Raw genomic sequence first — 10,575 nt, forward strand, 5'->3', positions numbered from 1 at the left:
AGGTGATGCCATGACAGAACATACCCAGCCCACGACCACACCGCAGACCAAAGAGGTGTCGCGCCCCAACTGGTCGGCGGTTTTCTCCGTGGCGTTCTGCGTCGCCTGCCTGATTACCGTTGAGTTTCTACCGGTGAGCCTGCTGACGCCGATGGCGCAGGATCTGGGCATTTCCGAGGGCGTGGCGGGGCAGTCCGTTACCGTCACCGCGTTTGTGGCGATGTTCGCCAGCCTGTTTATCACTCAGGCGATCGGCACCATTGACCGTCGTAAAGTGGTCATTCTGTTCAGCGTGCTGCTGACGCTCTCCTGCCTGCTGGTCTCTTTCGCTGAAAGCTTCACCCTGCTGCTGCTCGGCCGTGCCTGCCTGGGGCTGGGATTAGGCGGCTTCTGGGCGATGTCCGCCTCGCTGACCATGCGCCTGGTGCCCGCGCGTACGGTGCCGAAGGCCCTGTCCGTCATCTTCGGCGCGGTCTCCATCGCGCTGGTGATTGCCGCGCCGCTGGGCAGCTTCCTCGGCGGGATTATCGGCTGGCGTAACGTGTTCAACGCGGCGGCGGTGATGGGCGTGTTGTGCATTATCTGGGTGTGGAAAGCGCTGCCGTCCCTGCCGGGTGAGGCGGCGCACCACAAACAGAACATGTTCGCGCTGCTGAAACGTCCGGGCGTGCTGGCGGGGATGACCGCCATCTTCATGGCCTTTGCCGGGCAGTTTGCTTTCTTCACCTATATCCGCCCGGTGTATATGACCATGGCGGGCTTTGACGTGGACGGCCTGACGCTGGTGCTCCTGAGCTTCGGTATCGCCAGCTTTGTCGGCACCTCACTGTCGTCTCAGTTCCTGAAGCGCTCCCTGAAGGTGGCGCTGGCGGGTGCCCCGCTGGTGCTGGCGATCAGCGCCGCGGTGCTGGTGTTGTGGGGTAGCGATAAGTGGGTGGCTTCGGCGATCGCGATTATCTGGGGCTTTGCCTTTGCGCTGGTGCCGGTGGGCTGGTCGACGTGGATCACCCGCTCGCTTGCCGATCAGGCGGAAAAAGCCGGGTCGATTCAGGTAGCGGTGATCCAGCTGGCGAACACCTGCGGCGCGGCGGTGGGCGGCGTAGCGCTCGACCATCTGGGGCTGACGTCACCGCTGGTGATTTCCGGCACGCTGATGCTGCTGACGGCGCTGCTGGTGGCGGGGAAGGTTAAGGCGAAGTAGTGCTTTTCTCCCTCTCCCGTGGGAGAGGGTTGGGGTGAGGGCATCAGGCTACGCCGATGCCTTAACCCTTCTGCGTGAATCCATCGAAATCAACACCACCGACGACACAATCAACAGCGTCCCCAGCCAGTCCGGCAGGGTGAATGCCACCCCCAGCAACACCACCGACAGCAGCGCGCTGCTCAGCGGTTCGGCGCAGCTCAGAATGCTCGCTTTCGGCCCGCCGATCATCTGTGCGCCTTTCAGATACAGGCTGAACGTCAGCGCGGTGCCAATCACCACCAGGTAGAAAAACGCCAGCAGCAGGCCGCCGTCGATCACGAAGGTGGTGCCGCGTCCGGCGTAGAACGGCGTCAGCATTAATCCCGCAATCAACATACTCCAGCCGACAATCGGCAGCGTGCCGTAGCGGGCAATCAGCGTCGATGGATAGGTGGTGTAAAACGCCGCGGCAAACGCTGAGGCGATACCGAAGAACAGCGCGGCAGGCGAGATGGAGAGCGACGTCGGGTCGCCGTGGGTGACCAGCAGGAAGGTACCCACAAGCGACGTGAAAATCGCGGATAAGACAAATATGCCGGGACGCGTTTTCCGCGCCAGCGCAAACCATGCCACGATAATGGTCGGCGACAGAAACTGGAGCACGGTGGCCGTCGCAGCGTTGGATTTTTCAATCGTCAGCAGGAAGGTGAGCTGCACGGTGAGCGCGCCAACCAGCGAGAAAAACAGCAGGCTGAGGGCGTCTTTGCGGTTTTTGATGACCGAGAAAATCTTGTCGCCGTGAACGAAGGAGAGCGTCAACAGGATCACGCCGGTAAACAGCAGACGAACCATGGTCAGGTAAGGCGAAGAAATGTGGCTTTTCTCCATGATGTACTGCGCGCAAACCCCGGAACTGCCCCATAAAACGGCGGCGATCAGGACGTTGAGCATCCCTTTGCGTGTGGAACCCATGTTCTCCCCTGTTATGTTGTCGTTAATTCGGTCAACAGCATAGCATGGTTGTGTGCGGCCTGATGCCCTCACCCCGGCCCTCTCCCACGGGGAGAGGGAGCGAACATTAAAAACGGCAACTTTCGTTGCCGTTTTGCTTTTACTTTAGAACCACGCCTCCCACATCGCGCCGACGTTGAAGTCGTCCAGCGTCTCATCTTTGGTGTTGTTCACGCGCGCGGTGCGTTCGTTATCCACCTTGCCGCCGGTCACGTAGAAGCGCAGCATCGGGCGGAACTCCGGCCCCATGGCGATAGACATGTTCTGCGACAGGGTCAGCTTCCAGCCCTTGTTGTCGCCGCCGTTGTCGTAATCCACGTGCTGCCAGCCCGCTTCCAGCCAGGTGGAGTGAACGTCGTTCCACCAGTGCATCGGGCGCACGATGGCATTGTAGTTCTTGCGGTTGTCGGTCTTATCGCGGCTATTGTCGTAATCGTGGAAGGCGAGGATGTACTCCACCTGCGTCGCCTGGGTGAATTTGTACAGCCCTTCGAAGCTGGCGTAGACCGTGGTCAGGTCTTCGGTTTTATTGAACACGCTGTTGTCAGAATTATCGGAGTAGCGGGCGATCACCTTGTTCACGCCGCTGTCGTTGGTGTGGCTCAGCACCACGCCGCCCTGCCAGGCGTTCAGACGCTCGTCACTCTCTACCGCTTTTGAATCAAAGCCGTAGTTGGCGTACAGCTCCAGATCCAGCGGACCGAGCTTCATGCCGTGGATTTTAGAGGTGGCCGCGTAGTTACCTTTGTCGCCCGTGCCGGACCCGCCGGTACAGGTGATGCGTGACGGGTTCGCTTCGTCTTCCATCACTTCCGGGCTACAGGATTCCACTGCCGCCACGGCAGCGACGTCAAACTGCACGCCGCCGATATCGAAGTTCTTCACCCCGGCGCCCTGACCGTCGTGGTTCATCCAGAAGTAATCGTTGATGCCCTGCTGCGGACGCTGGTGGAAGTCGCGACCCGCCCAGAAGTAGGCGTTCGGGTTGGAGGCCATAATGTTGGTCACGCCGGCGTAGGCTTTCTTGAGGTTAACTTCGTCGCCCCAGTGGTCGATCATCACGTTGATGTCCCAGATGGCGCCGTTTTCGCCCTTGAAAGCTTTGGAGAGCTGGAACTCGCCGCCGTTGCCTTCGTTACCCAGACGACCGATCGCGGACGCGCCGTTGTAGGAGCCATCGACAGCCACGTATTTCTGATCGGCAGCCTGGAAGTGCGCGCCGTAGCGGGCGTAGCCGGTAAATTTAACCCCGAACGGGATCGCCATATCCGGGGATTGCGCCGCGCTCTGCGGCTCGGTCACCACGTCCGCTTTTTTCGCGACCGCCGCATCCATTTTAGCCTGACGCTCGGCCAGGGCTTTATCCACCGCTTTCGCCACAATGGCGTCGATTTGCTCCTGAGTGAATTCCTGAGCGAGGACGGAAATTGGGCAAAGCGCGGCGATAACCGCCATGGTTAATGGAAGTTTTTTAATCGTATTCATGGTTATCTCAATATAGTTTAATTTTATTCAGACAATAACCATCCCGCTCCGATCTGACAGAATATGTCGCTATCATCAGAACAAGTGGATTTCTAGTTTTAGGTACAGAGGTATTACATTAAATTATTTCGCCATAGACTATCTCTGATATAAATGAATAATCTCTTCAGATAATTCACGCGCTAATAGCGAATTCATTAAATGATCCTGCGCGTGCACCATAATTAATGTCATCGGCTGGCGGGCTTCGCCCGCGTCCTGCTCAATCAGTTTGGTCTGCATCTTGTGCGCCTGGCGCGCGTAGCCGTCGGCTTCGCGCAGCAGGCTTTTGGCCTCGTCAAGGTTGCCCTGGCGCGCCGCGTGCAGGGCTTCAAAGCACAGGCTGCGGGACTGCCCGGCGTTGACGATAATTTCCATTACGGCTTCTTCTAGTGCGATCATTATCTTTACTCTTTATCAAAACTATTATTTAAGGCGGTGGCGGCAAACCACTCTCCGCTTTTTTTAATGGTGCGCTGCTGCGTCTCTACATCGAGCTGAATAAAACCGTAGCGGTTTTTATACGCATTACACCACGACCAGTTATCAATAAACGTCCACATATGGTAGCCAAGGCAATTGCAGCCTTCGCTAATACCTTTGTGCAGCCACGATAAATGCTCAGAAATAAAATCAATGCGGTATTGATCGTTAATCTGGCCGTTTTCAATAAAGCGCTGCTCATTTTCGACACCCATGCCGTTTTCCGAAATAAAGCAGCGGGGGTTGCCGTAATTGTCGCGCAGGTTAACCAGAATATCGTAAATACCCGGCTCGTAGATTTCCCAGCCGCGGTACGGGTTCATCTTGCGGCCCGGCATCTCGTAATTATCAAAGAACCACTCCGGCATAAACGGCGCCTGCGGGTTCACCGCGCTGTCGCGACACTTCACGCGACGCGGCTGATAGTAGTTAATGCCGAGCAGGTCGATTTTCCCTTCCGCAATCAGGAAGCCGTCTTCCGGCTTGCAGGCGGGCAGCTGATCGTAAGATTTCAGCAATGCCACCAGGTCGGCCGGATACTCCCCGCGCAGCACCGGGTCGAGGAAGCTGCGGTTAAACATTAAATCCGCAATGTGCGCTGCCTTCACGTCTGCCGGGTTCCGGGAGCGCGGGTAAGACGGCGTCAGGTTCAGCACGATGCCGATCTCCCCCGCGTAGTGCCCGGCGCGGTAGGCCTGCACCGCCTTCGCATGGGCCAGCACGGTGTGATACGCCACGGTGGCTGCCCGACGAAAATCCACCACGTTCGGGTAGTGGAAGTCGTACAGATAACCGCCTTCCACCGGAACAATCGGCTCATTGAAGGTAAACCAGTGCAGCACGCGATCGCCGAACAGCTCGAAGCAAATCTGCGCATAGCGGGCGTACGCGTCCACCACGTCACGGTTTTCCCAGCCGCCAATCTCCTGCATCGCCATCGGCATGTCGAAATGGAACAGGGTGATAAACGGCGTGATGCCCTGCTCGTTTAGCTCATCAATGACCTGATTGTAAAAATCGACCGCGTCCGGGCTCACTTCACCGATACCGTCGGGGATCAGGCGCGCCCAGCTAATCGAGGTGCGAAAGCTGTTGTGGTTCAGCTGCTTTAACAGCTGAATGTCCGTTTTCCAGTGCTGATAAAACGTGGAGGTGTGCTGCGGCCCCACGCCGTTGTGAAAACGGTTCGGCTCGCGGGCAAACCAGTAGTCCCACGTGGTTTCACCCTCTCGTGTCCCTTCCGTCTGGAGAGCGGAGCTTGCGCTGCCCCACCAGAAGTTATCGGGAAATGCGTATTTCATGACCCTTCCTCTTTGACTTAATTGCTTGTGGCTTCAGCGGCACCCACGGTTGCAGCCTGGGCTTTCTGCTCTTCGTTTTTAATCAGCGTACGCTCATAGGCGCGCAGGAACGGCAGGTACATCAGCGCCGACATCACCATGCAGACGAGGCACATCACCACCGGGCTCAGCGCCCAGTTCGCCGCCCACGAGGCGCCAATCGGCGCGGGCGTGGTCCACGGGGTTAACGAAACCACCTGAGCCAGCCAGCCGAGTTTAGTTGCGCCGTACGCCAGGCAGGCGTTGACCAGCGGAACGAACACGAACGGGATAAACAGCATCGGGTTCATGATGATCGGCGCGCCGAACAGAATCGGTTCGTTGATGTTAAAGAAGCTTGGCACAACGCCCATTTTGCCGATGGTGCGCAGATGGGTAACGCGGCTACGCAGCAGGAGGAACGCCAGCGGCAGGGTCGAGCCTACGCCGCCAATCAGCAGGTAGTGATCCCAGAAACCTTGCAGATAAACGTGCGGCAGCGCCGCGCCCGCCGCCAGTGCCGCCTGGTTTGCAGAGAGGTTCGCCATCCAGAACGGGTTCATGATGCCGGTGACAATCAGCGACCCGTGGATACCCGCGAACCAGAAGATCTGGCACAGCAGCACGGAGAGCAGAATCGCGGGCAGGGAGTCAGACGCCGAGACCAGCGGCTCCAGCAGGTGCATGATCGCCTGCGGGATAATCATGCCGGTCTGCGCTTCAATGAACAGGTTCAGCGGGTGCAGCGTCCCGATCACCACCATCACCGGGATCAGGATCTCAAACGAACGCGCCACGCCGGTCGGCACCTCTTTCGGCAGGCGGATGGTGACGTTGTTCTGCTTCAGCCACGCGTACACGCGGGTGGAGTAGATCGCGGTGATAAGCGCAGTGAAGATCCCCTGGCCGGAGAGATACTGGGTCGAAATTTTGCCATCGGCATAGGGTGCTGCGACCAGCAGGAAGGCCATAAAGGCCAGCAGGCCGGACATCACCGGATCGAGGTTAAACTGACGCCCCAGGCTCGCCCCAATCCCCACCGAGATGAAGAAGGTCATCACGCCCATGCTGAGGTTAAAGGGCAGCATCAGCTGTTCGCGGTAGGTCTCGGAGAAATCCAGCCAGCCGCGGGCGAAGCTGTTGGTGGTATCCGCCGAAAACGGCGGGAAGATAAACACCAGCATAAACGAGCCGATGATCATAAACGGCAGCGCGGCGGTAAAGCCGTCGCGGATGGCAATCACATACTTTTGCTGACCCAGCTTCGCGGCCAGCGGGGTAATTGATTGCTCAATGACCGCGACCATAGATTGATATAACGAACTCATGTGAACACCTTTTAGTGTGCCGCTTCGATAAGCGACAGAGCATAGTCCAGTACTTTATCGCCACGCTGCATGCCGTAATCCATCATGTCGATGGGCTGCACCGGAATGCCTTGCGTCGCTGCCTTGTCTGAGAGTGTCTTTAACATGTATTTCACTTGCGGTCCGAGAAGCACCACCTGATAGTGCGGAAACTGCGTATCAAATTCGGATACGCCATACGCATCTATCTTCACGGGTAAGCCCCGTTCTTTTGCAACATCGATCATTTTGCTGACCAGCAGGCTGGTGGACATCCCGGCAGAGCAGCACAGCATAATCTTGAACATCGACAACCATCCTCAAAATGTAAAAAGTTATTGCGAGGATGATTGGACATGATACGGAAACCGGTTTCCATTTATAAAAGACAGAAGTGTGACAACCATCAAGATCCAATACTTATGAGGCTAATTAACCGGATGTGGGTCACATAATTTGGCTGTTTTGGCATCAAATTGAGTGGAAACGGAAAATCGGTTTCCATGGAAAACGGAAACGGATATACTCCGTTTTGGCTATAATGTGAGCCGTAGCGGTGATGGAAATTACAGACGCCAGTTGCGTCTGACAGGGGAGAGAGATGTCTACAATCAACGATGTATCGCGTCTGGCCGGGGTGTCCAAAGCCACGGTATCACGGGTGTTGAGCGGGTCGCGTGGCGTTAAAGAAGCCAGCCGCCAGGCTGTTCTGAAAGCGGTGGACGAGCTGAACTATCGTCCCAACGTGATCGCCCAGTCGCTGCTCAGCCAGTCGACGGGCTGCATTGGGGTGATTTGCGCGCAGGAAAACATTAACCAGACCACCGGTTACCTGTACGCGCTGGAAAAACACCTCAGCCAGCATCAAAAACATCTGCTGCTGCGTTTCGCACACACGAAAACAGAAGTGATGAACGCCCTTGAAGAACTCTCCTGCGGCTTATGTGATGACATTCTGGTGATTGGCGCGCGTTTCCCGCTGGACGTGGACATGGACAACGTGATTCTGGTCGACTGTATGGAAGCCGATAACGCCAACAGCATTCAGTTCGATCACGCGTTCGCGGCTGAAACAGCCTGCAACTATCTCACCAGCCAGGGGCGTCGCCAGATAGCGCTCATCCACCCGCACGGCAGCGGCTTTGCCGATCAGGTGCTGTTGGGTTACAAACATGCGCTGGAGAAAAACTTCCTGCCCTTTAATCGCAACCTCGTGTTTATGGACGCAACTTCATCGTCCGTTGCGCTTCAGGAATTACTCAACAACGCGTCCACGCTGAACTTCAACGCGCTGCTGGTGGCGGATGAGCAGGAAGCCCAGCGGGTGATCCCGCAGTTACAGGCGTTTAATAAATCGGTACCGGAAGACATCATGGTCTTTAGCCTCGGCGGTTCGCTGCATCTGCCGGGTATCCCGGTGATCCCGGCCATTGAGTATTCCATGGACGCCATGGCGGCGCGTATCGTGAGCTGGCTGACAGAGAAAACGCAGATGCTGGGGTCCTACGTGCTGCGCGGGGATTTAATTATTCCGGATGTGCGGAAGCGTTAAACGTGTAATGTAGGCCGGGTAAGCGCAGCGCCACCCGGCGCTCAACCCTCAGTAATCTTCCATACAATCCACCTGACTTACTGCATCCCAGTAGGCGTCCAGGTTGTCACGCTTCACGGCGGTGATGGCGTTTTTGATCAGCAGCTGATTGGCCTCAGACGACAAAATCATCGCCTGCCAGGCTTTATCGCTCTGCTTTTTCTGCGGGGTACAGGTTTTCTTTACATCTTTCAGGACCTGCTGTTTTATCTGGGCCTCTTTCTCCGGAGCGCTCTTCTCCTGCGCGTGAACAAACGCAGCGAAAATCAGGCAAACGAGCAGGCAAACCAGGTGTGCAGATTTCATCGAAACCTCCTTTGAAAGTCACATGCTTCCCCTGAAATATATCGTTACATTCATCAACGCGATTCAAGCCAAAAGTATGAATTTACGCATTCTGCGTGCGGGATCCGATCGCCAGTGCAATGCCATAGCTTACTAACACCGCGAGACTCATTTTCAGCATCGTTTCTCCGCCGATACCGGCGAGAGGCGCTGCGATCCCGCCGAATAAAAACATCAGCATGCCCAGAATGGCTGACGCTGTGCCGGACTCCTTCGCGTCGACTGCGCTCATCGCTTCTGAACCCGCAATGGTGCTGATCCCGCTGTTAAATGCGACGGTGAAAAAGAGTGCAATCAGTGCCGGAACGGAAAGCTGCATCCACGCAAAGAGCAACGTCAGCCCCGCGCAGGTTACGGCCAACACCAGACCTATTTGCATTAACCCTTCCGCCGGGTGTCGGCGTGCCAGACGGGAGAAAATCAGCGCTGAGACGATCAGGCCGATACCGTTCACACCGAACAGCAGGCTGAACTGCATGGCGCTCAGGCCATACTCGTTTTGCATCACAAAGGAGGATGCCCCGATATAGGCGAACAGCCCCGCCAGCATGAAGGCCTGGATCAGGCAGTAGCGCATAAAGCGACGATTTTTAAGTACCGTCCTGGCGGTTTGCGTCAGCGATCCCCCGCCCTGTTTCTCTGTGAGGGACTCGCGGATAAAAAGCTGGCTGGCGATCAGCAGCGCCAGACCCGCCCCTGCCATTACCCAGAACAGCATCCGCCAGTCGAAATGCGACGCGATATAGCCACCGAGTACCGGGGACACCACGGGCGCGATGCCGTTGACCGTCATCAGTAGGGCAAAAAACTGCGTTAGCATCGTGCCATGATAGTTATCACGGGCGATGGAGCGGGCAAGTACGGAGCCGCCCGCCCCGGCAACGCCCTGCACAAATCGCCAGCCGATCAGGGCGTAAATATTCTGCGTGCTGGCACAAAGCACTGAAGCCAGTACAAACAGCAAAAGTGAGAACAGCAGCGGCGTTTTACGTCCGATGCGATCGCTTAGCGGGCCGAAAAAAAGTTGTCCCAGCCCCAGGCCAATCAGCGCCGAGGTAAGAGAAAGCTGCGTCAGCGTTGTGGAGGTGTTGAGCTGGGTGGCGATCTCCGGCAGCGCCGGAAGATAAAAATCGGAACACAGCGGCCCGATCGCCGTCAGCAGGCCAAGGATGGCCGCGAAAGAAAAAGAGAGTTTTGCCATAGGTATTTACTCTGATGGCCGGGCAACGTTGCGCCGCCCGGCAGTGATGTTACTGAATCCCGCCGCCCAGCGATTGCCACAGCGTGATGCGGTTTTCCAGGTCGGTTTGCTGCAAGGCAATCAGTGATTCCTGCGCCGACCACAGCGACCGCTGCGCGGTGAGCACCGTCAGATAATCGCCCGCGCCAGCCTTGTAACTGCGCGTCGCCACATCCAGCGTTTTTTGCTCCGCCGCCACGTATTCACGCTGGGCATCAAGCTGTTCACTCAACGTTTCGCGCCGGGCCAGCGCGTCGGCCACGTCCTTGAACGCGCTCTGGATGGTTTTCTCATAGGTCGCAATTAACCCTTTTTTCTCGGCTTCCGCATAGCGCAGCTGCGCCATATTGTTGCCGCCGCTGAACAGCGGCAGGGTGATGGAAGGTGCAAACGACCAGACCTTCATCCCGTGGCTGAACAGGGACGACAGCGAATCGCTGCCGACGCCCGCGCTGGCGGTGAGCGAGATGGTCGGGAAGAAGTTGGCGCGCGCCGCGCCGATGTTGGCGTTGGCGCTCAGCAGGTTGTGTTCC

The 10,575-nt window shown here is 57.1% G+C and carries 11 protein-coding genes; 2 read left to right on the top strand and 9 right to left on the bottom strand.

The features are described 5' to 3' along the window. The first annotated feature begins 10 nt into the window (after positions 1-10). Positions 11-1,201, top strand: coding sequence for a purine ribonucleoside efflux pump NepI (nepI, locus tag DD606_RS16485; RefSeq protein ID WP_023326393.1), 1,191 nt, complete (start codon positions 11-13; stop codon positions 1,199-1,201). A gap of 48 nt (positions 1,202-1,249) precedes the next feature. Here the strand turns inward: nepI and DD606_RS16490 are convergent, their stop codons facing one another. The 6 genes from DD606_RS16490 to DD606_RS16515 form a co-directional block, all read right to left on the bottom strand. Next, the gene (locus DD606_RS16490) at positions 1,250-2,155 is read right to left on the bottom strand and encodes an EamA family transporter (RefSeq protein ID WP_023315096.1); all 906 of its coding nucleotides are present in this window, start codon (positions 2,153-2,155) and stop codon (positions 1,250-1,252) included. Positions 2,156-2,299: 144 nt separating this feature from the next. Continuing rightward, positions 2,300-3,679, bottom strand: a complete 1,380-nt coding sequence (locus tag DD606_RS16495) for a carbohydrate porin (RefSeq protein WP_022650103.1) — start codon at positions 3,677-3,679, stop codon at positions 2,300-2,302. A 138-nt stretch (positions 3,680-3,817) separates the two neighbouring features. Continuing rightward, a complete protein-coding gene (locus tag DD606_RS16500; protein ID WP_014168006.1) occupies positions 3,818-4,120 on the bottom strand; it encodes a PTS lactose/cellobiose transporter subunit IIA in 303 nt (100 codons plus the stop codon). A 5-nt stretch (positions 4,121-4,125) separates the two neighbouring features. Next, positions 4,126-5,502, bottom strand: coding sequence for a glycoside hydrolase family 1 protein (locus tag DD606_RS16505; protein WP_129258891.1), 1,377 nt, complete (start codon positions 5,500-5,502; stop codon positions 4,126-4,128). A 17-nt stretch (positions 5,503-5,519) separates the two neighbouring features. Then, on the bottom strand, positions 5,520-6,848 hold the full coding sequence (locus DD606_RS16510) for a PTS cellobiose transporter subunit IIC (RefSeq protein WP_003861036.1): 1,329 nt from the start codon (positions 6,846-6,848) through the stop codon (positions 5,520-5,522). 11 nt (positions 6,849-6,859) lie between these two features. Next, positions 6,860-7,174 (bottom strand): PTS sugar transporter subunit IIB, encoded by a 315-nt coding sequence (locus DD606_RS16515; RefSeq protein WP_003861034.1) that lies wholly within the window; start codon positions 7,172-7,174, stop codon positions 6,860-6,862. 293 nt (positions 7,175-7,467) lie between these two features. Here DD606_RS16515 and DD606_RS16520 point away from each other — a divergent pair, with 293 nt between their 5' ends. Further along, positions 7,468-8,418, top strand: coding sequence for a LacI family DNA-binding transcriptional regulator (locus DD606_RS16520; protein ID WP_003861033.1), 951 nt, complete (start codon positions 7,468-7,470; stop codon positions 8,416-8,418). Positions 8,419-8,466: 48 nt separating this feature from the next. On the opposite strand, the gene DD606_RS16525 is transcribed toward DD606_RS16520, so the two are convergent. The 3 genes from DD606_RS16525 to DD606_RS16535 all read right to left on the bottom strand — a co-directional run. Further along, entirely contained in the window at positions 8,467-8,763 is a 297-nt protein-coding gene (locus DD606_RS16525; RefSeq protein WP_003861030.1) for a YicS family protein, read from the bottom strand. 82 nt (positions 8,764-8,845) lie between these two features. Continuing rightward, entirely contained in the window at positions 8,846-10,003 is a 1,158-nt protein-coding gene (locus DD606_RS16530) for a multidrug effflux MFS transporter (protein WP_032646699.1), read from the bottom strand. Positions 10,004-10,052: 49 nt separating this feature from the next. Continuing rightward, positions 10,053-10,575 (bottom strand): TolC family protein (locus DD606_RS16535; RefSeq protein ID WP_176691446.1); only part of this gene is annotated, 523 nt, incomplete at its 5' end.

It is taken from the genome of Enterobacter cloacae complex sp. GF14B (genome assembly GCF_004136805.1).
Classification (GTDB): Bacteria; Pseudomonadota; Gammaproteobacteria; order Enterobacterales; family Enterobacteriaceae; genus Enterobacter; species Enterobacter hormaechei_C.